The organism is Peribacillus sp. S4 (genome assembly GCF_046715815.1).
Lineage (GTDB): Bacteria > Bacillota > Bacilli > Bacillales > DSM-1321 > Peribacillus > Peribacillus frigoritolerans.
The window spans coordinates 2351245-2375149 of sequence record NZ_CP175708.1; the positions used below are offsets into that span (position 1 = coordinate 2351245).

22 protein-coding genes are annotated in these 23905 nt (G+C 41.0%); 21 read left to right on the forward strand and 1 reads right to left on the reverse strand.

Going from position 1 to position 23905, the window contains the following annotated elements; all coding sequences use genetic code 11:
• Window positions 1-513 precede the first annotated feature (513 nt).
• The 20 genes from ACJ9PY_RS11245 to ACJ9PY_RS11340 all read left to right on the forward strand — a co-directional run bounded on the left by ACJ9PY_RS11245 (window position 514) and on the right by ACJ9PY_RS11340 (window position 21866).
• Window positions 514-939 carry a MarR family winged helix-turn-helix transcriptional regulator gene (locus ACJ9PY_RS11245; protein WP_222619763.1) on the forward strand — a complete coding sequence of 142 codons (426 nt, stop codon included), beginning with the start codon at window positions 514-516 and terminating at the stop codon, window positions 937-939.
• 314 nt (window positions 940-1253) lie between these two features.
• Complete coding sequence (locus ACJ9PY_RS11250; RefSeq protein ID WP_057277800.1) at window positions 1254-2894, forward strand: MFS transporter; 1641 nt, start codon at window positions 1254-1256, stop codon at window positions 2892-2894.
• Window positions 2891-3523 (forward strand): efflux RND transporter periplasmic adaptor subunit, encoded by a 633-nt coding sequence (locus ACJ9PY_RS11255; protein ID WP_057277799.1) that lies wholly within the window; start codon window positions 2891-2893, stop codon window positions 3521-3523. The genes ACJ9PY_RS11250 and ACJ9PY_RS11255 overlap by 4 nt, the downstream gene beginning before the upstream one ends.
• 43 nt (window positions 3524-3566) lie before the next feature.
• The gene (locus ACJ9PY_RS11260; RefSeq protein ID WP_057277798.1) at window positions 3567-4097 is read left to right on the forward strand and encodes an NAD(P)H-dependent oxidoreductase; all 531 of its coding nucleotides are present in this window, start codon (window positions 3567-3569) and stop codon (window positions 4095-4097) included.
• 12 nt (window positions 4098-4109) lie between these two features.
• Complete coding sequence (locus tag ACJ9PY_RS11265; protein WP_063576373.1) at window positions 4110-4481, forward strand: hypothetical protein; 372 nt, start codon at window positions 4110-4112, stop codon at window positions 4479-4481.
• A 1074-nt stretch (window positions 4482-5555) separates the two neighbouring features.
• A complete protein-coding gene (locus tag ACJ9PY_RS11270; protein WP_034312368.1) occupies window positions 5556-6419 on the forward strand; it encodes a branched-chain amino acid ABC transporter permease in 864 nt (287 codons plus the stop codon).
• Window positions 6420-6447: 28 nt separating this feature from the next.
• On the forward strand, window positions 6448-7416 hold the full coding sequence (locus ACJ9PY_RS11275; RefSeq protein ID WP_231892262.1) for a branched-chain amino acid ABC transporter permease: 969 nt from the start codon (window positions 6448-6450) through the stop codon (window positions 7414-7416).
• Window positions 7413-8183, forward strand: a complete 771-nt coding sequence (locus tag ACJ9PY_RS11280; RefSeq protein WP_222619765.1) for an ABC transporter ATP-binding protein — start codon at window positions 7413-7415, stop codon at window positions 8181-8183. The genes ACJ9PY_RS11275 and ACJ9PY_RS11280 overlap by 4 nt, the downstream gene beginning before the upstream one ends.
• A complete protein-coding gene (locus ACJ9PY_RS11285) occupies window positions 8176-8883 on the forward strand; it encodes an ABC transporter ATP-binding protein (RefSeq protein WP_063576370.1) in 708 nt (235 codons plus the stop codon). The genes ACJ9PY_RS11280 and ACJ9PY_RS11285 overlap by 8 nt, the downstream gene beginning before the upstream one ends.
• Window positions 8884-8905: 22 nt before the next feature.
• The gene (locus ACJ9PY_RS11290; RefSeq protein WP_063576369.1) at window positions 8906-10087 is read left to right on the forward strand and encodes an ABC transporter substrate-binding protein; all 1182 of its coding nucleotides are present in this window, start codon (window positions 8906-8908) and stop codon (window positions 10085-10087) included.
• 360 nt (window positions 10088-10447) lie between these two features.
• Window positions 10448-11356: an N-acetylmuramic acid 6-phosphate etherase gene (murQ, locus tag ACJ9PY_RS11295; protein WP_411740028.1), complete on the forward strand. Its 909-nt coding sequence runs from the start codon at window positions 10448-10450 to the stop codon at window positions 11354-11356.
• 10 nt (window positions 11357-11366) lie between these two features.
• The gene (locus ACJ9PY_RS11300; protein WP_411740030.1) at window positions 11367-12224 is read left to right on the forward strand and encodes a MurR/RpiR family transcriptional regulator; all 858 of its coding nucleotides are present in this window, start codon (window positions 11367-11369) and stop codon (window positions 12222-12224) included.
• A 32-nt stretch (window positions 12225-12256) separates the two neighbouring features.
• Window positions 12257-13627 (forward strand): PTS transporter subunit EIIC, encoded by a 1371-nt coding sequence (locus ACJ9PY_RS11305; protein WP_057277790.1) that lies wholly within the window; start codon window positions 12257-12259, stop codon window positions 13625-13627.
• Window positions 13624-14634 (forward strand): MupG family TIM beta-alpha barrel fold protein, encoded by a 1011-nt coding sequence (locus tag ACJ9PY_RS11310; protein WP_403189842.1) that lies wholly within the window; start codon window positions 13624-13626, stop codon window positions 14632-14634. The genes ACJ9PY_RS11305 and ACJ9PY_RS11310 overlap by 4 nt, the downstream gene beginning before the upstream one ends.
• A 202-nt stretch (window positions 14635-14836) precedes the next feature.
• Window positions 14837-16777, forward strand: coding sequence for a glycoside hydrolase family 3 N-terminal domain-containing protein (locus ACJ9PY_RS11315; RefSeq protein ID WP_411740031.1), 1941 nt, complete (start codon window positions 14837-14839; stop codon window positions 16775-16777).
• Between the two features lie 46 nt (window positions 16778-16823).
• A complete protein-coding gene (locus tag ACJ9PY_RS11320; protein ID WP_411740262.1) occupies window positions 16824-18029 on the forward strand; it encodes an exo-beta-N-acetylmuramidase NamZ domain-containing protein in 1206 nt (401 codons plus the stop codon).
• A 189-nt stretch (window positions 18030-18218) separates the two neighbouring features.
• Entirely contained in the window at window positions 18219-19694 is a 1476-nt protein-coding gene (gene nagE / locus ACJ9PY_RS11325) for an N-acetylglucosamine-specific PTS transporter subunit IIBC (protein ID WP_057277786.1), read from the forward strand.
• A gap of 368 nt (window positions 19695-20062) precedes the next feature.
• Window positions 20063-20491: a DUF1801 domain-containing protein gene (locus tag ACJ9PY_RS11330; protein WP_411740032.1), complete on the forward strand. Its 429-nt coding sequence runs from the start codon at window positions 20063-20065 to the stop codon at window positions 20489-20491.
• 45 nt (window positions 20492-20536) lie between these two features.
• Complete coding sequence (locus ACJ9PY_RS11335) at window positions 20537-21580, forward strand: oxidoreductase (RefSeq protein ID WP_098865616.1); 1044 nt, start codon at window positions 20537-20539, stop codon at window positions 21578-21580.
• Between the two features lie 151 nt (window positions 21581-21731).
• A complete protein-coding gene (locus ACJ9PY_RS11340) occupies window positions 21732-21866 on the forward strand; it encodes a hypothetical protein (RefSeq protein WP_411740033.1) in 135 nt (44 codons plus the stop codon).
• A 183-nt stretch (window positions 21867-22049) separates the two neighbouring features.
• Here ACJ9PY_RS11340 and ACJ9PY_RS11345 read toward each other — a convergent pair whose 3' ends face one another.
• Window positions 22050-23237 (reverse strand): MFS transporter, encoded by a 1188-nt coding sequence (locus tag ACJ9PY_RS11345; protein WP_057277784.1) that lies wholly within the window; start codon window positions 23235-23237, stop codon window positions 22050-22052.
• A gap of 121 nt (window positions 23238-23358) precedes the next feature.
• Between ACJ9PY_RS11345 and ACJ9PY_RS11350 the strand changes: the two genes are divergently transcribed.
• Window positions 23359-23805, forward strand: a complete 447-nt coding sequence (locus ACJ9PY_RS11350; protein WP_057277783.1) for a MarR family winged helix-turn-helix transcriptional regulator — start codon at window positions 23359-23361, stop codon at window positions 23803-23805.
• The last annotated feature ends 100 nt before the right edge of the window (window positions 23806-23905 follow it).

Below are 23905 nucleotides of genomic sequence, written 5' to 3' on the forward strand. Positions count from 1 at the left end.
TCAATAAAAAAATATAAATTGAATGTGAACCAAAGACGAAAAGATAATATAGAATGGAGCAGCGGTGTCCAACCTAGATTCACCAGATGTAAACATCTTTGGCTAGAGGACGGTCTTACTGAGAAACCAGTCTGCTCGATCAACATATTTATTTATTTATTTATTTAAAGTTCCGATGAATAAGAGGAAAAGCCGATTTATACAGGTGTGGAAGAATATGTAAAGTTACAGAATTAATTTATCAACACTGATTTTCGCTCGAACCTTCAGAATGTCAGAGACAAACAGGGGAATTTATCAATAAGATATCTGATTAAAACCTATTCAATATATTGATTTAAATGGGTTTATTAAAGTTTTAAAACTTGGTAAGCCATTGAAAATCATGTATATTGTTTTTATACACATACAAGGGTAGTGGATCATTTTAATTGGAAAATATATATAAAGAACCAGCTTCACAGTTCAGTCTAATTATTTTTCAAGTAAATCACTAGAAGGGAGATATAGATTTTGGACTCACTCCAGTTAATTGAATATGACATAGCCCTGCTTGTACGTCTAACAACATCCCCAAGTAGACAAATAGGCAACCTAGATCGATCCGAGTTTTTATTGCTAAGTGAATTGGATAAGCATGGGCCACTAGGCATTAATGAATTGTCAGACCAATTGAGACTGAATGTGTCTACCGCAAGTCGCCAGGTTGCCGCTATGGAGTCAAAGGAATTCATTCGCCGTTATCCAGATCCGAAAAACGGACGAATCAGCTTAATTGTCATGACGAAAGAAGGGCAAGAAATATTACATAATGCTCAGAAGTCTCGTCAAGAAAGATTATCCGATATTCTTAAAGACTGGTCAGAGGAAGATTTAAACGTTCTTCAGAGGAATTTAACACGTTTGAATCAGGATATTAAGAACTGGAAAAAAAGATAATCCGAATTTTGATAAGCAGAACCAGTAATGTTTATTACATATTTTAATGAACCTTTTCATGAAAAAGCCTAATTCAAATGTTCTTATTTGAATTAGGCTTTTTCATTTTTCCGTGTTATAGGTTAGTTTGGGTAATATTTTTTTATTGCTATATTTTATATATGTTGTATAATACAAATTGTAAATAGCAAGTTTGGGTATGTTGCATGTTTAACTGCTCAATATGAATGGATGGTGAAGACTTTTTTCTTTTAAAAATATTAAGGAATGGAATTTGACATTCAAAATTAGCTTAGAAAGAAAGGGGGAATTATATGAATTCACAAAATAATGTATTGAGTGGCGAGATGAAGAAACCCCTCTTGCCGGAATACGTGCTCATATCTCTATTAACGTTGTTTTCATTTGGGCCTCAATACTTTACAAGTCTTTCCTACATCTTGAATCAAATGGTTATTCAAAATGGACTTAACTTAAGTACACACGTTATGTTACTTCCATCCATTTGCTCAAATTTGGCTTTTTCGTTAGGTCTCCCATTTGGACGTATCCTTCCCATGAAATATGGAATAAGAAAAATTTATCTTACTTTCATTTTCATATTCCTTGGTGGAACGATCATCAATATTCTATGCTGGGGGATCATTCCGCTCACCATTGGCAGATCACTCCAAGGTTTAGGGGCAGGTGTATTGTTTCTGACAATCCTACCGCTTAGTTTAAGGTCTTACCCAAACAAGGTGCGGAATCTGTTTATATTGTTTGCGATAGGTGGTTTATTTGGTTGCAGCGCGGTAGGTGCATTTGTTGGATCCTTATCTTTAAGTATTTCAGAGTGGCGATGGATATTCTTGTTAAATATTCTCTCATCCCTCATTTGCCTTGTAATAGGGTTCAGGATATTACCCAAAACGAAGCCAGAGTTAAACTCAGGAACGACGAAACATAACATGAAAGGAATTTTCTTATTCACTTTATTAATATTGGACTTGATTTTCCCGCTGTATAACTTACAAGAACACGGCTTTACATCAAATCAGGTTTGGCCATTTTTTGTGATTGCTCTTCTATTGGCGTTATTGTTCATAGCGGTTGATTTTAATGCTGTTGATCCCTTTATTCCAATCCGATCATTGTGGTCAGCAAAAACAGTTTCAGGAACAATTATGGCTTTAACTGCTCATATTGCTCTTATCGTCGCGATTGCAGGAGCTAATGGGTTTTTGAGTAACATTCTTGATCCTCCATTCATATACCTTACGTATTTTTATTTGTGGTTTTTTGTTGGCTTTTTGGCGTCTGGCATCATCTGTACTTTGCTGTATGACAAATGGGGTGCAGGCAGGCTGGGAATGGTAGGATCCATCATCATCATAATGATCAGTATTCAATGGAGATCAATGGGAACCGAGGTTTCTTTAACGGCAATAAATGTTCAAATGGCTTGTATAGGCGTAGGCGTAAGCATGGTGCTATTATCAGGGGCATTGGGAACAGCACTAGCAGGTGACATTCACAAGGCAGTACTACGGTCATCATCCCTGCATTCAATGAGAAATTTATTTGGTTCAATTGCTGGACCAGTACTAGGATGGTTCGCTTATCGAATGCATGCGATTCACTATGAAGATGTTCGAGGGGAAATATCTCTATTGAATCCCGAAACTAACTCAGAGATGGCCGGATTGGTCCGCAATTATATCAATAATGGACATACACTTACAGAGGCAAAAAGCATGGCTTATTATTCAATGGTTGAGAATAGTCAAAAAGGTGCGCTTCTAGGTGCTTACCATGATTTATTTACCATTCTCCTGGTATTAGGCATAATCATGTTGTTAGCTTCCATCGGAAAGGCTGTAACGGGCAAAGGAAGGTCGCTAGTGCAGAAAGAGCAGCACATTTTACTTCCAGCACCATTGGAAAAAACGAATAAAAAGGGGAAATACGTATGAGTAAAGGTCGTTTAATAATTGCCAATATTTTAGGTATTCTTGTTGTAATTGCTTTGCTAGCAGGCGGTGCCTACTTTTATTATCAAAATGAGAACTTTGTTAAAACCGATGATGCGAAGGTATCTGCAGACATGGTTCAAATTGTAGCACCAGCTTCTGGTATGCTCAAAGATTGGAATATTAAAGAGGGTAAAGCTGTTACAAAAGGAAAGGCAATAGGAACAATTGATGAAGAAGGTCAAGCCGTTTCCATAAAGTCTACCATGGAGGGAACGATTATTAAAAATGGAGCAGGAAATGACCAGCTAGTACAAGGTGGCCAAGTGCTAGCTCAAGCTGCAGACCTCAAGCATTTATACATTACAGCTAACATCAAGGAAACAGATTTAAAGGATATTGAAAAAGGCGATTCAGTGGATATAAACGTAGATGGCGATACCGACGTAACTTTCGAAGGAAAAGTTGAAGAAATCGGCTATGCTACTAAATCTGTATTTTCGTCTTTACCAGAGTCGAATACGGGCAATTTCACAAAGGTCACTCAAAAAGTTTCTGTTAAAATCTCAATTATGAATCCATCTGCCAAAGTACTTCCTGGTATGAATGCTAAAGTTAAAATCTCGTTGTAGATGAAAATTCGCATCAATGCAACCAAGAGGAGTGGGGAATTTTATGAAAATCTATGTAGTCTATGATAGTGAAGGTGAACATACAAAGGCACTGGCATATTCAATAGCGGAAGGGGCTCAAGAAGTGTATGGTGCAGAAGTGCATATAGATCATGTGGATCAGGCAGATGTATATAAGCTATCAGAAATGGATGCGATTGTATGGGGATGTCCTGGACATTTCGGGACGATTAGCTCTGGATTAAAAGCTTGGATAGATAAATTAGGGTTCTTATGGGCAGAAGGTAAGCTGATAAACAAAATTGGTGCTGTATTTTGTACGACTGCTACCGTCCATGGAGGATTAGAAGCAACGATGCTTAACCTCATTACTCCAATGCTTCACCAAGGGATGATTATCGTCGGCTTACCTGGTAATGTTCCAGAAAATGCTTTATATGGATCTTATTACGGGGTAGGGGTGTCCTGTCCTGTTGATAGTACAGATTTGCTTCCTAAGCAAGCCCAAGAGTTAGGAAGAGCTTTAGGAAAACGTGTAGCGGAAGTCACACAAACTCTAACACATGTACAGTAAGGGGTTGGTCAGATGGTGACCATTATTGCTTGCATAGGATTGGCTATGGCTGTTATTGGGGGATTGTTCAAGATTAATTTCTGGTCAACTTCAAAAGAAGAGATGGCACGTGAAACGGTTATAAACGAAACTGGTAAGGAAGCCATCCATTCACCTGACAAATCTGAATTGGTTCCAGAGGTTCCAGAGGAGACTCTAACTGCTTCCGTTGGGCAGGTTAAGCACATGAACGATCAGGCCTACCGCCAAGCCCTTCAATGTTTCCAGGATACGACGCAGGAAGATTTAAACATCAAGGGATTGGCTATGAAGGATGAAGAATATAGAAAAGCGTTAAAAACCATGAATCGTAAGCGTGACAATGAAAAAAACGGAGAAGTGTAGAAAAAATCCTAAGGATGAACTAACTCTAAAAAGTGAGGTAACATTAAATCGTGAGTTAAGTACACCTGCAAGGTAACGGTTCTTAGACATTATGAATGCGTGACCATTCGATCGGTAAGAGATTTGAGGATTAACAATAATTTACTAGCTGATCTCCGTGGTAAAAGCAAATAAGGAAATCTTGACGAAAGCGGCTTAAACCTACCAAATTACCATGAAATTGGAGAAGCGCTTGATTCCTCATGCAACAATTGTGAAGAAACTTAAAAAATATCGAGGTCGTGTAAATGATAGGTAAGTATGAGCAGCACCTCCAATTTTGGAAATTATCCAAAATTGGAGGTGCTGTCTTTTTGACTGAATTCCTAATTATATTTACACGTTTTTGGGGGATGACGGGCTTTATTACCTTTGAAAATTATTGGTTCTTAGGTAGTGTTTTTTTACATTATTACCCGCCTGCTAATATGTGAAATGATGGAAGTTATAAACGGGATTTTTTGGTTCCTTTCCATTTTAATTTTTTTTGATTCAGAAATGATTTTTTCAGTCAATAGTGAATGAAGGACATCCCGTATGGAACCGATACTTTTGAGATTTTACAATTCAATAATGAATTCACAGACTGGTTAATAGCCTTATTGAAGGTGATTTAATGTTTGGCACGGCACTTGCATTATTATCTGGAAATTAATCTGGATCTGGAAATTAATCTGGAAATTATTCTGCGGAATGATTCTCCTATGGAAGGTGCGAGGTGAAAGGGGTGAAAAAACCAGACGGCCACCATGTATAAACCAAACAGAAAATGGAATCATTGGCTTTCCCTAAATACAGCTTGTCTGCACGATCGTTACGCACGAAAAAATGAAAGCGCTAACAAGGAGTGCCTAAGCTATTTCTATAGGCGGAGAATAAAGGGAATTAAAGCTTATTGGCCATTCCCAAGATGTTGATGCTATGGGAGAGTATGTGAAAATGTTTTTTAATACAGATGTGTGCTTTTAAAATATGGCCAGGATTGTGAGCCAGGAACAGCAAAGTGAAGTTCATTAATTTTCAAGGGGGAAATAAATGGAAATTTTGATCCAGCAGCTTTTTAATGGTTTGACGATTGGCAGCGTATATAGTCTCGTTGCACTGGGATTGACGCTAGTATATGGAATTTTGCATATTCCGAACTTTGCACACGGTGCCCTATATATGTTGGGAGGATATATCACGTTGTCAATGATGACATTATATGGGGTCAATTACTGGATGGCCATGTTCGTATCCATTATCGTTGTTGGTTTGTTGGGAGTCCTTTTGGAACGTTTCGTGTTCCGCCTGTTAAGGGAGGCACCTCCGTTGCACGATAAGATTGCAGCCATCGGCATTCTCCTTTTTCTTGAAGCTTTTGCCCAATTTGTCTGGGGTGCCGACTTCCATACTATGACTTCTCCATATGGTCAAGTCGTCAATATCCTGGGACTGACGTTCACACTTCAGCGATTATTGATCATCGTGTCAGCTATCGCAGTGATGGTTTTACTTTACCTTTTCCTAAAGAAAACTTATGCCGGTTCGACGATAATTGCAATGTCCCAAAGCCGTGAAGGGGCGTCATTAGTAGGAATTAACATTAATAAAGTCGCGATGCTTACCTTCATGATATCGGGGGGATTAGCAGCCATCGCTTCATCCCTTGCATCACCGATTAATCTTGTTTTTCCCGGGATGGGGCATTTAGTCATCCTAAAAGCCTTCGTCATAATCATATTGGGTGGGATGGGCAGCATCCCGGGGGCGATCGTAGGTGGATATATCCTAGGTTTCAGTGAGAGCCTGGGTGCAACTTATATTTCAAATGATTATAAAGACATCATTGCATTCATACTTTTAGTCATCATATTAACGGTGAAACCAACAGGTCTTTTTGCAAAGGGGGAGAGGTAGTGTGAGGATATTAACGAAAAGAAATGGGATTATCGCTCTTATCGTCTTTGCTTTTTCATTCCCCTATATCGCGCAAAACGATTATTATCTCCATATGCTGACACTTTCGTTCATCTGGGCGATAGCTGTTTATGGAATCAATTTATTATCAGGCTATACTGGGTATCTCTCGCTTGCACATGCTGGATTTTTTGCGATTGGAGCGTATTCTCTTGGCCTGCTCACAGTAAAAGCGGGAATGAACTTTTGGCTGGCACTAATATGTGCATGTTTAATCACATGTGCCATTGGGTTTTTAATCGGTTTGATTGCGCTAAGGACAAAGGAACACTTTTTCGCGATTTATACCCTATGTGTGGGTTACATCATTTATCTGGTGATCGATAAATGGGAGGGACTTACAGAGGGGGTTAGGGGATTGATCGGGATCCCTGCTCCTGGGAATATAGGGCCGATCACATTCGATACTGCAGCATCCCAATATTATCTAGTTCTCATTTTCCTGCTTGCAGTGATTTTAATCGTGTATCGAATTATACGCTCGTTGACCGGCAGAACGTATATGGCCATCAGGAACAGCGAGGACCTTGCACAAACAATTGGTATATCCACAATGAAGAATAAGTTAACCGCATTTGTCCTATCCACATTCTTCGCAGGTTTGGCAGGTGCCTTGTATGCTTCATTCATCCGTTTCATTGGACCTGATATCGGATCAACCGCCATCATGTTCGATCTATTGATGTATTTATTGGTTGGTGGAATCGGCACACTTTCAGGTCCATTGGTAGGAACATTATTATTAGTAATCCTGTCGCAGAATCTGCAATTCCTTCAAGAATATCGAATGTTGATATTCGGACCATTACTTACGGTGATTATTATCTTTTATCCGCGCGGAATCGCAGGGGCCTTCTTTGATTGGCAAAGAAAGCGAAAAGATAATGCGCTGTCCGGGGTTAGGGGCGAATTGCACATAAAAGCTGAGGAGGGATGAATTTGCTAATCGAAACTAAGAATTTGACAAAGCGTTTCGGAGGATTGGCGGCCGTCAATAATGTGGATTTTTCAATTGAAAAAGGTAGAATCAATGCAATAATCGGGCCAAATGGTGCAGGGAAATCCACTTTTTTTAACTTGATCAGTGGCTTTCATCGACCGACTTCCGGGACGGTCCTTTTTAAAGGGATTGATATCACCAAACTTCCTGCCAATGAAATTGCGGGGCTCGGAATTTCAAGAACCTTTCAAACGACAAGCCTTTTCGATCAATCGACCGTGTTGGATAATGTCATTGTCGGTCATAGACTGCGAACAAAATCCAATTTGGTGGATGCCATTCTAAGAACAAAACGTTTAAAACGGGAGGAAGCGGCTTGCAGGGATAAGGCTATGGAGGTGCTTGATATTGTCGGATTAACGGAATCGGCTGACAGAATGGTCTCGAACATCTCACAGGAGGAAAAGAAACGGACAGCCATTGCCCTAGCCCTAGCGACAGAACCGGAAATCATCTTTCTTGATGAACCTGCTGCGGGAATCAACCCGGATGAAACGGAAGGCTTGACAGAACTGATTAAAAAATTGAATCGCTCAGGACTGACCGTTTGTTTAATCGAGCACAAAATGCATATGATCATGAACTTGGCAGACCACATCATGGTCCTTAATTACGGAGAAAAAATTGCCGAGGGCACTCCTAAGGAAATCCGCGGAAATGAAGCGGTCATTAAAGCCTATTTGGGAGGGAGTGCCAGTGCTTAAGTTAACAGATGTCGCCGTGAATTATGGAAGTTTCACTGCGATAAACCATGTGAATATCGAAGTTGCTGAGGGAGAAATCGTTGTTTTGCTAGGAGCTAATGGGGCAGGAAAAAGCACGACTTTTCGTTCCATAAGCGGAATCAGTAAGCTTTCCAAGGGGGAAATCCATTTTCAAGGCATGCCGATAGGGGGCCGTGCCCCGGATAAGAATGTTCGGGAGGGGATCGTTCAGTGTGCCGAAGGACGTAAACTGTTTCCACAGATGACCGTTCAGGAAAATCTGCGGATGGGTGCCTATGTGCATCGAAAGAAAAAAGCGGAGATCAAGGATTCCTTGGAATACGTCTATCACTTATTCCCGATTTTAAAAGAAAAGCATCATGATGAAGCGGGAAGCCTGAGCGGCGGCCAACAGCAAATGCTCGCAATTGGAAGGGCTTTGATGTCAAAACCGAAATTGTTGATGCTTGATGAGCCATCGGTGGGACTCGCTCCACTCATTGTCGAACAAATGTTTCAAGTCATTGAAGAAATAAACCGCGAAGGAATCACGGTTCTACTTGCTGAACAAAACGCGAATGCTGCCCTAAGCATTGCAGATAAAGGATATGTTTTTGAAAATGGGGAAATTGTCGTTCAAGGGACAGCAAGTGAGTTATTAGCCAATGATGAAGTAAGGAAAGCGTATATTGGGGCCTGAATAAATTGAATGGGGGATTTTTATGAAAAAACTGAAAGTATTATTTGTCTTTCTCCTACTAACCATCACTGTTTTGACCGGGTGCAATAAAGGGGATAGCCCTGTGTCCAGCAGTGGCAGTAAAGGAAAAAATGACAATGTCGTAAACATCGGTTTTAGCGGTCCTTTAAGCGGGGCAGCAGCGTTATATGGGAAACGGACATTGAATGGTGTCGAAATGGCCGTCAATGAAATTAATGATGCTGGTGGTTTTGAAGTAGATGGTAAGAAATACACGTTGAACTTAGTATCGTTGGACGATAAATACTTACCTAATGAAACAGGGTCGAATGCTAAACGTTTAATTCAGGAATATGATACGCCGATCATATTCACGCCTCACAGCGGAGGCGTGCTGGCACTTCAGGTTTTTAATGAACAAGAGGAATTCATCATTGGTGCATATACGAGTGAACCGGCAGTGACCGAGAGCGGAAATTCATTAACTGTTCGAATCCCACCGAATTACGAGGGGTATATCGAGCCTTTTACAACATATGCGATGGAACATTTCGGCAAGAAAATTGCCGCTTTGCCAACATCTTCACAATACGGTAAGGACTGGACGGAAGCCGTGCTCCCACATTGGAAAAAGCAAGGCGGAAAAGTCGTTTATAATTCTTCGATTGATTTCGCCAAAGAAACCGATTTCTTTACGATTGTCACAAATGCCTTGAAAAAAGATCCTGATGTGCTATTCATCGGTGGAGCTTCGGAACCTACGGCAAAAGTGGCAAAGCAAGCTCGGGAGCTGGGATTTAAAGGCGGTTTCATCATCATGGATCAAGCAAAGCTGGATCAAATGAAGCCGATTGCAGGTTCATATGAAACATTGGAAGGCTCGATTGGCGTTCTGCCATTGATGGACTCAGATGAAGAAGCAGTGCCTGCATTCGTCGAGAAATATCAAAAGAATTATAAGGAAGATCCAAGCTCCGAAGTAGGATTGAATTATATCGCGATGTATGCGTTTGTGGAAGCGATGAAATCAGCAGGCAGCGTTGATGATGCCAAGGCCATCCGTAAACATATGCAAGACGGGCTTTCAAATATAGGGCCAGATCAAAAAATTTACGATATTCCCTCGATAGATAAAAATGGAGGATTTGCATCAACTATTGTCGTCGGTGCAGTAGAAAACGGGAAAGTAGTCCCGATCCGTTAACTGGGTAAAGGAGTACAGGTGTACCGGGTCTGTAGTAGTATACTAGTTTAGCATTTTGCAAAATTGCGTGTATCGTTCCTAATAAGGTGACGGTACACGTTTTTTTTGTTGAGTAAATCCACACTAAAAATAGAAGGCTCCTTTGGGTAAATTAAGCCACTCTGAAAGGGATAGATGCAAGTCCGCCAGCATCGAGTTTTGAAGAACGGAGATTGCTGGTTAACAAATTTTACAAAAATCTCTTGTCTCCGAGTAATGAAAACGCTATCATTGAATATAATATGAAATATAATTTCATTATTTTCTATTAAAAAATGAAATTATATTTAAGTGATTGTTTATAGGAGGATTAAATAGTCTATGGAAGAACATTTGCGTTCATTAACGACTGAATTACGGAACGAAAAGACGATGAATATCGACAGTGTTACTACAATGGACATCATTTCTGCAATCAATAAAGAAGATTTTAAAGTGGCAGCAGCAGTTCAGGAGGTATTGCCAGAGATTGAAAAAGCAGTTGAATGGGCTTGCGAATCGTTAAAAAAAGGAGGGAGACTCATATACATCGGAGCAGGAACGAGCGGAAGGCTCGGAGTGCTGGATGCTGTGGAATGTCCCCCGACTTTCAGCACTCCGCCTGATAGGGTGCTGGGAATAATCGCAGGAGGGGAAAAGGCATTTGTTCGGGCTGTTGAAGGTGCAGAGGATAAAGAAGAGTTTGGGGAAAGTGACCTGATTGACGTGGCGCTTACAGCAAATGATACGGTTATTGGCATTGCGGCAAGCGGGCGCACTCCTTATGTGAAGGGTGCTTTGCGTTATGCAAGAAAGGTCGGGGCTAAAGCGGTCGCTTTATCCTGCAATAATAACTCGAGCATCACGAAAGAAGCTGATATAGGGATTGAAGTGGTGGTCGGGCCGGAAGTGTTAACAGGATCCACGAGAATGAAAGCGGCAACCGCACATAAAATGGTACTCAATATGATTTCAACGGCAACAATGATCCGATTGGGCAAAGTCTATGAAAATCTGATGGTCGATGTAAATGTCAGTAATCAAAAACTGAAGGATCGTGCAGTAAACATCATAGAAACAGTAACGAATGCTGATTACGATCAAGCTTTGAATACGCTTGAAAAGGCAAATAATCAAGTTAAGCCAGCGATTGTCATGATAAAAACGGCAACAGATTATGAAAAAGCTATGGAGTTACTAGAAAAAGCGGATGGAGATGTCAGAAAAGCCATCTCGATCTATGAAGATTAGGAGGGAAGCAATGGCTACAGGAGGATTATCCATCATACAGACGATGTTGAGCAAGCTGCCGCAATCAGAACAAAAACTAGCGGAATATATTCTGCAGAATCCTCATGAAGTTGTGAACAGCACTGTACAGGAATTAAGTACGTCTGCCCAAACAAGCGGGGCTGCTGTTATTAGGTTGTGTAAATCGCTTGGAATAAAGGGATATCAAGACCTGAAAATAAGGATTGCCGGAGATTTGATGAAGACGGTTGAACAGGGCTACCGGGATATCGAGCCTTCCGAATCACTGTACCGGATTGTGGAGAAAACAACGAGTAATTCGATTCAGACCATCCGGGACACATCTGAAATAATCGATCATGATAATCTAAAACATGCCATGACGCTGATGCTGAATGCAAAAACCGTCCACTTTTGCGGTGTGGGTGCTTCGAATATAGTTGCTGCGGATGCTCAGCAAAAATTACTTCGCATCAATAAAGGAGCAACGGCTTTTACAGATATGCATTTAGTTGCAACCCTGATTGCAAATGCTGATGAGAATGACATCGTTTTTGCCATTTCATTCTCTGGGGAAACACCTGAAGTTGTCAATATATTGAAGCTGGCAAAGGAACGTGGGGTCAAGACAATCGGGCTGACCCATTATGGCCAAACAACGGTATCTTCTTTGTGTGATGCCACATTGTTTACATCCTATTCGAATGAAGCACCATTTCGAAGTGCAGCAACATCCTCACGATTGGCGCAATTATATATGATTGACATTTTGTTTTTGGGGATGGCTTCAGAGCAGTATGAAGAAACTGTCCAATATATTGATAACACCAGGTCTGCCATTAAATCGATGACAGATCAATATAAATGATTAATCCGAGATTTGAAAAAGGGGGCTTATGAATGGGTAAGGGGGATAAGTACGCCAGTTTAGCAGAAGAGTTATTGGGGAAATTAGGTGGGGCATCTAATGTTGCCGATGCTGCACATTGTATGACGAGACTGAGGGTATTGCCAATCGATCGTTCGAAAGTAAAAATGGAAGATATAAAAAATACGGAAGGCGTTTTTGGCGTCATTGAAGAGGAAACGATACAAATCGTTCTCGGGCCAGGCGTGGTGAACAAGGTTCATACAGAATTTGAAAAGCTTCTGGGGGAAGCTTCTGGAGATTTGAACTTAAAAGAAGTGGCCTCGAAGAATAAATCAGAGATTGATAGGAAAAACGCAAAACCGTTTAGACTTTTTTTACGCAGGATTGCAAGTATTTTCATCCCTTTAATTCCCGCCTTAGTGGCATCAGGTTTGATTACCGGTATTACAAAGGCAATCGTTCAAGCGGGCTGGCTCGCAGCAGAATCACAATTAGCCATCATTTTAACCGTTATCGGATCCGGTTTGTTTGCCTACTTGGGGATTTTGGTAGGGACCAATGCTGCAAAAGAATACGGCGGATCACCTGCACTTGGTGCCCTTGCTGGTATCTTGGTCATAAATCCGGCCGTCGGCGACATTTCATTGTTCGGTGAAAATTTGCTCCCTGGCCGCGGTGGGTTGATCGGAGTACTCTTTGCAGCTATTTTCATAGCCTTGGTGGAAAAACAGGTCAGGAAATTCATTCCCCAATCACTGGATATCATTTTGACGCCAACCATCGCTTTACTCATTACCGGGATTGTCACTTACATTGTATTTATGCCGGTAGGAGGGTTTTTATCGGATGCCATTACGAATGGGTTATTGAATGTATTGGATTTCGGCGGTGTTGTAGCTGGATTCGTGCTTGGGGCGGCCTTCCTCCCTCTCGTCATTACTGGTTTACATCAAGGTTTAACGCCTGTCCATCTAGAATTGATAAATTCGATTGGTGATGATCCACTGCTTCCCATTTTGGCGATGGGTGGCGCGGGCCAAGTGGGAGCGGCATTTGCCATCTATATGAAAACGAAGAAAGCAAGTTTGAAGAGGGCTATCGGAGGAGGGCTTCCTTCAGGAATGCTAGGTATTGGTGAACCCCTTATATTTGGAGTGACCCTGCCATTGGGCCGGCCCTTCTTAACTGCATGTTTAGGTGCAGGAGTAGGCGGAGCATTCCAAGCTCAATTCGGGATCGCCACTTCTTCCATCGGTGTGTCCGGACTGCCGCTTACCTTTCTAGTTCATCCAAACCAAATCGCACTGTTCCTTGCTGGGTTGTTCATTTCCTATATAGCAGGGTTTATTTTTACGTATCTGTTCGGATTTAAAGATGAAATGGCGGTTGAATTTAAGTGATCGGAATTTCTTTTTATCTACAGGACCCGCTTGCAGAAACACAAATTATACATGCTGCTAACCTGGGAGTGAAGAGAGCATTTACCTCGCTCCATATTCCTGAAGAAAAGGGGGACCTCGTGAAGAGGATGATCAGGCTTTTAAAGCTTGCAGAGGACTATGGAATGGAAATCCATGCAGATGTCTCATTAAATACGCTTGATCATTTGGGGATTAACAAATTTACGGATTTATGGCCATTAGGTATTAAAGGGATTCGCCTTGATGATGAGTTCGATAAAGAAACGGTCATATCTTTATCTAAGGTGTTTTCACTCTCACTAAATGCAAGTACGTTGAATGAGGATGAACTTTTAGCCGTGCTTGGGGGCGGAGTGGAACCGGAAAGTCTCATAGCTTGGCACAACTTTTATCCAAGGCCTGAAACGGGCCTTGAAGAAGAGTTCTTTCATGAACAAAATAGAATGTTCAAGAAATACGGCATACCGATCTTTGCTTTCATCCCGGGTGCAGGAAGTAAACGCGGTCCTCTTCATGAGGGTCTTCCAACGCTTGAAAAACACAGGTTGATGAATCCTTACGCCGCCGGAATTGAGCTGATCCAGCATGTGGAAGGAGTTTACGTTGGAGATCAGGGAACGGAGGGTAATTTGCTTGAGAATCTAACTGCGTATGAAAATCTGAACATTCTAACTATTAGAATGGAATCCCGACTTTTGCAAAGCGGTCAGTATAAATTGAGGCCAGATGTTTCTCAAGATGTTTTCCGGCTGCAGAATACCCGTGTCACCGCAAATGTTGAGCCGAGTAATACAGCTGCACGAAGCCTTGGATCCATAACGATGGACAATGATGCTTATGGAAGGTATCGGGGAGAAGTTCAGATTTGCAAAAGAGACCTAGGGGCAGACCACCGAGTCAACGTTATAGGAAGAGTTATAGAAGAAGATATTCCCTTGCTGTCCCTTCTAAAGCCTGGTCAAACAATAAAACTTATAATTGAGTAAACAATTGGACTCAAAGAATCCAGGGATAAATGGATACATTTCATGAAGGCTTTTTAAAGAGGCGGCTGCTGGGATTCCCGATGCTGCCTTGATTTCTTTATAGGATATCTATAGTTCATTTCCATTCATTTTTACCCCTTCATGGCAGTGGTTTGGAATTGTTGCTAACAGAACTAAAAAGAATACAAGGGAGGAAGCCTGAATGATAAAAAGGATATGTGCCCCAGCTGGAATCGCATTATGTTTGGTTTTGTCCATTATGGGAGGGGATGCGACGGCAAAGGGATACGAGAATGAAAAAACGGTTTCAGATATACAGGAAATCGTAGAAAACATGACAATCGATGAAAAAGTCGGTCAAATGCTCATGCCGGATTTTCGTAATTGGCAAAAACAAGGAGAAACAAAGGCGACCGGATTTATTGAAATGAACTCGGAAGTTGCAAGCATCATCGAAAAATATCATCTGGGCGGTGTGATTCTGTTTGCTGAGAATGTAGTCGATACCGAACAAACGGTTCGGCTCACCGATGGTTTACAGATGGCAAGCCCGGACCTTCCGCTGTTCATAACGATTGATCAGGAAGGTGGAATCGTAACTCGCCTTCAAACTGGAACGAACCTTCCTGGTAATATGGCACTTGGTGCAGCCAGACAAGAGAGTTACGCATATCAATCCGGAGAAATTATTGGCAAGGAACTGTCGTCACTTGGCATAAATGTCAATTTCGGACCGTCTGTCGATGTCAATAATAATCCCGGAAATCCTGTTATTGGCGTTCGGTCCTTCAGTTCCGATCCGGAACTTGTATCAAAGCTTGGCATTCAGATGATAAAAGGATTGCAAAATCAGAACATGATTGCGACGACCAAGCATTTCCCTGGCCATGGAGATACAGCAGTCGACAGTCATTATGGTCTTCCCCTTGTTTCTCATGATAAAGAGCGTTTGCGCTCCATCGAGCTGCTTCCTTTCCAAAGAGCCATCGATGCTGGAGTTGATATGATGATGACTGCACATGTTCAATTTCCTGCATTCGATGACACTACCTATATCAGTAAAAAAGACGGTCAAGAAATTATGGTTCCTGCAACGCTGTCACAAAAGGTCATCACGGGTCTATTACGTGAAGAAATGGGATTTGACGGTGTTGTGGTTACAGATGCTTTGAATATGAAAGCCATCGCGGACAACTTCGGACAGGAAGAAGCTGTGGTCCTTGCCCTGAAATCTGGTGTTGATATTGCTTTGATGCCGGCACAGGTTAATTCGCTTCAAATGGAAAAGAATCTAACCTCTGTATTCAATGCAGTGAAGGTAGCAGTGGCAAGCGGGGAAATTCCTCTAAATCAAGTCAATCAATCTGTAACGAGGATACTTGAACTAAAAGTGAAAAGAGGGATATTAAACCCGGAAGATACTCCGATAGATAAAAAAATCGAAACCGCGCTTCAAGTGGTCGGTAACGAAGATCATTTGAAAAAAGAAAGGGAAATGGCGGAAGATGCCATCACTCTATTGAAAAATGAACACAAAACATTGCCTTTCAAACCTAAGAAAAATGATAAAGTTTTAATTCTTGCTCCTTTTGATGACCAAGTTGAATCCATGTCCAGGAGCATCAGCGAATTAGCTGATAAAAAGAAAATAAAGAAAGTCCAAATAACGGGTATGAGTTTTTCAGGAAAGTCATTTACAGATCAAGTGGCCAGACTCATTGATGAATCGGATTTTGTCATAACTGGTTCCTATATTGTCAAAAACGATCCGGCTGTCAATGATGGAGTGATAGATGACAGCATTCAAGATTCGTCGAAGTGGGCAACAGCCTTCCCTAGAGCGGTCATGAATCATGCCAAGAAAAAAGACAAAGAATTTGTTTTAATGAGTTTAAGAAACCCTTATGATGTTGCAAACTTTGAAGAAGCGAAGGCGATTCTTGCTGTTTACGGGTTTAAAGGGTATTCGAATGGGCGTTATAGACAGCCGAATATCCCGGCAGGCATCTCGACCATTTTTGGAGAATCAAGACCAAAAGGCACGTTGCCGGTCGATATACCTTCAGTAACTAAGCCCTCTGAAAGCCTTTATAAATATGGATATGGATTAGATATTAAATCTGGTAGACCCATTAAAAATTAAGGAGAGAAGCAATTTGAAAAGAATGATAATCCTATTTGCCATTTGCATGCTTTGTTTCGGCATCGTTTCCTCAAAAAGTGTAACTGCTGTTAAAGAGAAGAAAAAACAAAAGGTCAATCCTGGTATTGAAGTTCTTTTAAAAGAAGAAAAGAACGTTTTAAGCGGAAAGAAAGTCGGCTTGATTACGAATCCAACTGGCATCGACTCTAAATTAACCAGCATCGTCGATCTCCTTCATGATGATCCGGATATTCATTTAACGGCTTTATTTGGTCCTGAACATGGAGTGCGTGGAGATGCGCAAGCTGGTGCAAGCGTTGAATATTATATTGATGAAAAAACAGGATTGCCCGTTTATAGTTTATATGGTAAAACGAAAAAACCGACACCTGAAATGTTAAAGGATGTTGAGGTCCTTGTTTTTGATATCCAGGATGTCGGAACACGCTATTACACTTATATCTACACGATGGCTTATGCAATGGAAGCAGCCAAAGAAAATGATATCCCCTTTATCGTGCTGGACCGGCCGAACCCACAAGGCGGAGAGTCGGTAGATGGGCCGGTCCTTGAACCTGAATTCTCATCGTTTGTTGGGTTGTATCCAATCCCGCTTAAGCATGGGATGACGGTTGGGGAACTCGCGACTTTGTTCAATAAGGAATTTAAAATTGGAGCAGATCTCAAGGTCATCAAGATGAAAGGCTGGAAGCGAGATATGGATTATGACGATACTGGTCTCCCTTTTGTCTTGCCGTCACCGAATATGCCGACAGTTTCCACTACTTTAGTATATCCGGCTACAGGCTTGATCGAGGGAACGAATGTCTCGGAAGGCAGAGGAACGACCAAACCATTCGAGTTGATAGGTGCTCCTTATATAAACGGTGATGAGCTTGCTGGGAAATTAAATGCATTAAGGTTACCCGGTGTAAAATTCAGGGCAGCGTCCTTTACACCTACATTTTCAAAACATGCAGGTAAACTAAGCCACGGAGTGGAAATTTATATAACGGATAGAGAACAGTTCAAGGCTGTCCCTACTGGACTTCACATCATCAAGACCATTCAGGATCTATATCCCGGTGATTTCGAATTCCTTGCAGCCAACAATTTCAATTTATTGATTGGCAATGGCTGGATAATGTCTAGAATTAAAGAAGGTTCAACAGTAAATGAAATCTTGAAAGAATATCAAGTAAAGCAGGATGCCTTTAAAAAGGTTCGCAAAAATTACTTGCTCTATAAATAAGTGAAAAAAGAAAAGTCCGGGTTGGACTTTTCTTTTTTATGGGCTTTCGAAGGAGGAGTAAATCGCTAAGACTTTATTCCTGAATATAGTCAAATTTATAAATGAAATGAAGTTCTAAAATGGAAGGAACCGTTGTCTAATAGAATATGGGGTTTGCCCTAAATCAGTAATTGTCAGGAGGAAAGCGGAATGAAAAAATATCTTCAAAAAATAGGGCGTTCCTTGATGCTGCCAGTAGCCGTATTGCCGGCAGCCGCCATTTTAATGGGGATCGGTTACTGGATAGATCCAGCAGGATGGGGAGCGGGAAGTCCGTTAGCAGCTTTCTTAATCAAAGCAGGTTCTTCGATCATTGACAATATGGCTATCTTGTTTGCCGTTGGTGTGGCGTTGGGGATGTCGAAAGGAAAAGATGGAGCTGCCGCTTTGAGCGGGCTGGTAGCCTATCTAGTCGTAACGACATTGCTTTCCACGGACTCGGTGGCGATGCTGCAAGGAATCGATGTAAAAGATGTAAATCCAGCGTTTCTGAAAATAGAAAATGCATTTGTCGGAATCCTCTCGGGTCTTATAGCGGCAGCTATGTTTAATCGGTTCAGTAAGGTAGAACTGCCGGATGCATTCGCTTTCTTTAGCGGTAAACGCCTTGTTCCGATCCTTACTGCGGTTGCCATGTTACTGGTTTCCCTAATATTATTCTTCGTATGGCCACTCATCTACTCCTGGTTAGTTATATTTGGGGAAGGAATAAGTGAATTAGGTGCCGCTGGAGCAGGACTCTATGGGTTCTTCAATCGGCTTTTGATACCAACTGGTTTACATCATGCGTTAAACTCCGTATTCTGGTTCGATGTAATCGGTCTTAACGATATCGGTAAATTCTGGGCTGGAACGGGAATAAAAGGAACCACAGGCATGTATCAAGCCGGCTTCTTTCCCGTCATGATGTTCGGTTTACCGGCAGCGGCTCTTGCCATGTACCATTCGGCAAAATCACGGAAGAAAAAACAAGTGGCCTCATTAATGCTCGCAGCTGGCTTCGCTTCATTTTTCACAGGCGTTACTGAACCTTTGGAATTTGCTTTCATGTTTGTTGCACCAGCCCTATTCGTTGTGCATGCCTTATTAACAGGAATATCGTTGGCTATTGCTGCGACTTTCCAATGGACAGCAGGGTTCGGTTTTAGTGCAGGATTCATTGACTTTGTTTTAAGCTCAAGATTGCCAATGGCAAATGAACCTTATATGCTGCTTCTTCAAGGACTGGCTTTTGCAGTCATCTACTATTTCTTATTCCGATTCTTGATAACTAGGTTCAATTTAATGACTCCCGGCAGAGAAGAGGATACAGAAGATGAGCTTGATGGCGGAGGAGCGATTGCGGAAGCAGACAGCGGTCAAGGCGGGAATAATGAGAGTAAATTCTTTGGAATGGCTTCCGCTATATATGAGGGATTAGGCGGAGACGCTAACGTAACATCTGTAGATAATTGTGTTACCCGATTAAGGGTGGAAGTGGAAAATATGGGAGCTGTCGATCAGAATAAAATCAAATCAGCAGGGGTTGCCGGAATCAATATTGTGGGTCCCCAAAGCATTCAAGTCATCGTAGGGACACAGGTGCAATTCATAGCTGATGAAATAGATAAGATCAGGCGGCAATAGATCTGGTAAAACTGCAGTTTGCCTTTTAATAAAAAAATCTACGATCAGAATAATAATTTCTGATCGTAGAGATTATTATGGTAAAGTACTGATTTTTAAAGCGCGAAAGATTTACTTAATAAACTTGCTCTTAAAATAGAATAAAACGAATCAATGTTCTATAATATATTAGGGTATTGAATGAAGGATTTGCCATGAAGCATAGAGAAATAGTAAAGGAGCTCGTCCGCCAATCATTGATACATCGGTGATGAAGGCTGTATACATACATAACAACCTAAAAACACGATTGTATAGGGTATTAAGATACAGAGCAAGCGATATCTTATGAATTTTTTCTGCCTTTTAATATAAGGGAGGTTCCGGTCATGTATAAACAAAAAACCAATGAGACGGACAGTAGTGTCATTGAGTTCATCGAAAACGTCGATAATCCGAAAAAACGTGAAGATGCCTACGAATTGTTGAATGTTTTTACCGAAACGACAGGTTATGAGGCAAAGATGTGGGGACCTAGCATAATTGGGTTCGGAACCTATCATTATAAATATGAATCCGGTCACGAAGGCGATGCCCCACTGGTAGGATTTTCACCTCGAAAAGCAAAAATCAGTTTATACTTTGCTCCAGGGGACAAAAAAAGAGAAGAATTGTTACAGGTATTTGGAAAACACTCTTCCGGAAAAGCGTGTGTGTACATCAATAAAGTGGCAGATATCAATATTAATGTATTGAAAGAATTGATTAATCAATCTGTCAAGTTTTTGAGAGATACATACCCGGACTATGAAATATAATAAAATGTTTGTTTAAGAGGAACAAGAAAGAGAGTGGGATTGAAAATGAGAAAAATTAAAGTGGGCATAGTTGGGTACGGATTGTCAGGAGCTACTTTCCACGCGCCATTACTTAGTGTTTTAGAGCAGTTTCAAATAGTGAAAGTTGTGAGCTCCAATAAGGAAAAAGTCCAAAAAGATTTGAAAGATGTGGAAGTGGTAGGCAGCTTAGAGGAAATTCTTGAAGACCCGTCCATTGATTTGGCTGTTATTACGACACCGAGTGGTTTGCATTATGAAATGGCCAAGCAAAGCTTGTTAGCCGGGAAGCATGTCATTCTCGAAAAGCCTATGGTTGTGGAAGCTTGGGAGGCGGAGGAGCTCATCAAGATTGCCGAGGAAAAGAATCTTGTATTAAGTGTCTATCATAACCGGAGATGGGATAATGACTTTTTGACTGTGAAAAAACTTATGGATGATGGAGTGCTTGGGGAAATCAATACATACCAAGTCCATTATGATCGATACCGGCCTGTGGTCAGGGATAGATGGAGGGAAAAACCGGGCCCGGGATCAGGCATGCTTTATGATCTAGGATCACATCTCATCGATCAAGCACTTCATTTGTTTGGATTGCCGCAATTCGTTTCGGCAGATGTATTTTCCCAAAAAGAAAATGCAGAAACGGATGATTATTTCCATGTGATATTAGGATATGAAAAGCTGAGGGTTATCTTGCATTCAGGCTCAATCGTTCCGTATAATGGACCGCGGTATCAGGTGCATGGAAGTAAAGGATCATTTATCAAATACGGTCTTGATTGCCAAGAGGCTGACTTAAGTGAGGGGAAAAAACCAGTCGATGACTCTTGGGGTGCAGATGATCCCGAATTTTATGGTAAGCTGGTTACGGTTGAAGGAGAAAATGAGATACATGAAACCATTGAAACACTGCATGGTTCTTATTTAACGTATTACCAGGCAGTTGCCGATAGTATATTGAGCGGGAAAAAAGCTCCAGTCACTGCCCAAGAGGGGTTAACGGTCATTAAAATCATTGATGCGGCTTTTGAAAGCAGTAAAGGAAAGAAAGCCATTTATATTAAATGAAATTAATTTCCCTTTATAACAATATGAAATGAGAAAACTGAATGATAAGCGGCCTTATTCCAAAAATAAGGTCGCTTTTTATTTTGGTGAGATAAAAGCTTCAACTTAAGGAAAGAATGGAGCAAATACTTGTAAATTGTAGAGGATGCGCATGAGTTGTAAGCTGTTTACTCGTAAATTAGAGCCATTTACTCGTGAATTTGGAGCAAATACTCGTGAAATTGACGCATTTACTCGTGAGTTTGAAGCAAATACTCGTGAATTCGAGTGTTACGCAAAAATATGAGAAGTTACCGTATGAAATTGGAGCTAGTTCTCAAGAGATTGAAGTGTTACTCGTTATTAAACTGTTTTGGAGGATTTCAATTAAAAGAAGAATGGAGTAAAAAAATCATAATGAAAACCCCCGGATGGCGGATGCTACTCGGGGGATTCGTTAAGGAATAAATTTTGAAATGCCATTTAAGCTCTAAGATAATGCTTTTGCATGAAGAGATCGCTTTTGCCAAGCCATAGTAATCATTAAAGTAATGAATAAGAGGATAAGACCCAACATGAACGGATAGGTAATGTGGACATCATACATCATTCCCGCAAGTGTTGGTCCAAGCACATTTCCGATGCTCATATACGCATTATTCATACCCATTGCAAAACCTTGCTCATTCCCTGCCATCTTGGAAATCAGTGTGTTAAGAACTGGACGTAAGATGGAAGTGGAAAGGAAGATGATAAGTGAAATCAAAAAGAAAATCAGGTAATTTGATGCAAAAAGTGATAGGAGGAAACCGATGGCTGCAACACTGATAAAGATATTCAGCACATTCACTTCCCCGAAACGCTGTACGATCCGATCGACGACAAACAATTGAACTATTACACTGACGATACCGGTGGCTGTAACCATGACGGCGATGTCCTTAGGAGTCGAATTGAATTGATTATCAAGATAAAGACCAATTACAGATTCATACGCCATTAAGCCAAAGCTCATTACAAGCGTAATGATGAGTGGGATGAAATAAGGCTTTTTCACGGATAAAGTGATCTTCCGAAGCATCGTTTCAGTTTTTGCATCCATGGATTGAGTAACCTGTGCCGTTTCGCTTTCTTTTAAAACAAAAATTGAAAATACGACTGCTGATAGGGATACAAGCGCAGAAATCAAAAAGGGAAACTTCAAGCCAAAGTCAGCTAAAAAACCTCCAATTCCTGGACCGACTACAATTCCCAGGGACATGGCGGCAGATACTAAACTATTGCCTTTAGCGCGTTGATCAAATGTGGTGATATCGGCAACATAAGCAAAAATTGCGGGTATAAGCAAAGCTGCTCCGATTCCGCCAATGATCCGTGAAGCATATAATAACCAAATGGAATTGACTGCATAAAAAATGAACATGGATAATGTCAAACCGACCAATCCATAAATAATCATTTTTCTGCGCCCGAATTGGTCAGTCCATTTTCCGGCAATTGGCGAAAAGATAAGTTGTGCACCTGCGAAAATGGCAATCATTAGGCCAGCGGCGGTTCCGCCTTGATTAATGGAGGCCAGGTATGCTGGTAAAATGGGGATGATGATCCCGAAACTTCCTATTGCTATAAACATATTGATCATGAGGATAATGATCTTTTTGCGTTGTTCTGCTGACATGGACAGCCTCTCTCTCTCTTTAAAAATCAATAACCAATTTAATTCGCATGGTTAATTTTTTGATACGTTAATTATGTTATAGTTTTAGATAGATAGTGTCAATAAGAAAGGATTGTCAAACATGCATTCAAGTGAATTGTATAATTTACATCTAGAGATCAGGGAATTAAGCAGCCTATCACAGGAATTGGTGGAACCGTTACTGGTTAAATATGATTTAACTACTGTGCAGTATCGCGCATTGCAATTAATAGTCTTGAATGAATCCATAGCGGTTAAAGATGTTTCGAATCATTTGAAGATTAAACCTGCAGCAGGAACTGCACTAATTGATCGGCTTGAACGGAAGAAGTTGATTGAGAGGGTACACAGTGAGGATGATCGGCGGGTCGTTTTTATCCAATCCACCGAAAGTGGAAGGAGTACCTATCATTCCATCAATAAGTGTTTTACCAAAACCTTTCGTGATTTTTATAGCGTCCTGAATGAAGAGGAAACGGAACGACTCAAACAAATCGTTGGGAAACTTACCGAACATCTGTCGGCATGCATAGATAATAAAATATAATTTTCCTGACGTGTATAGTTTCCATTATAATAGAAAGAAGAAGCACTATATTCTTAAAGCAGTGAATTTCACTGTTTTTAGGAGATTAATTATCAGAATA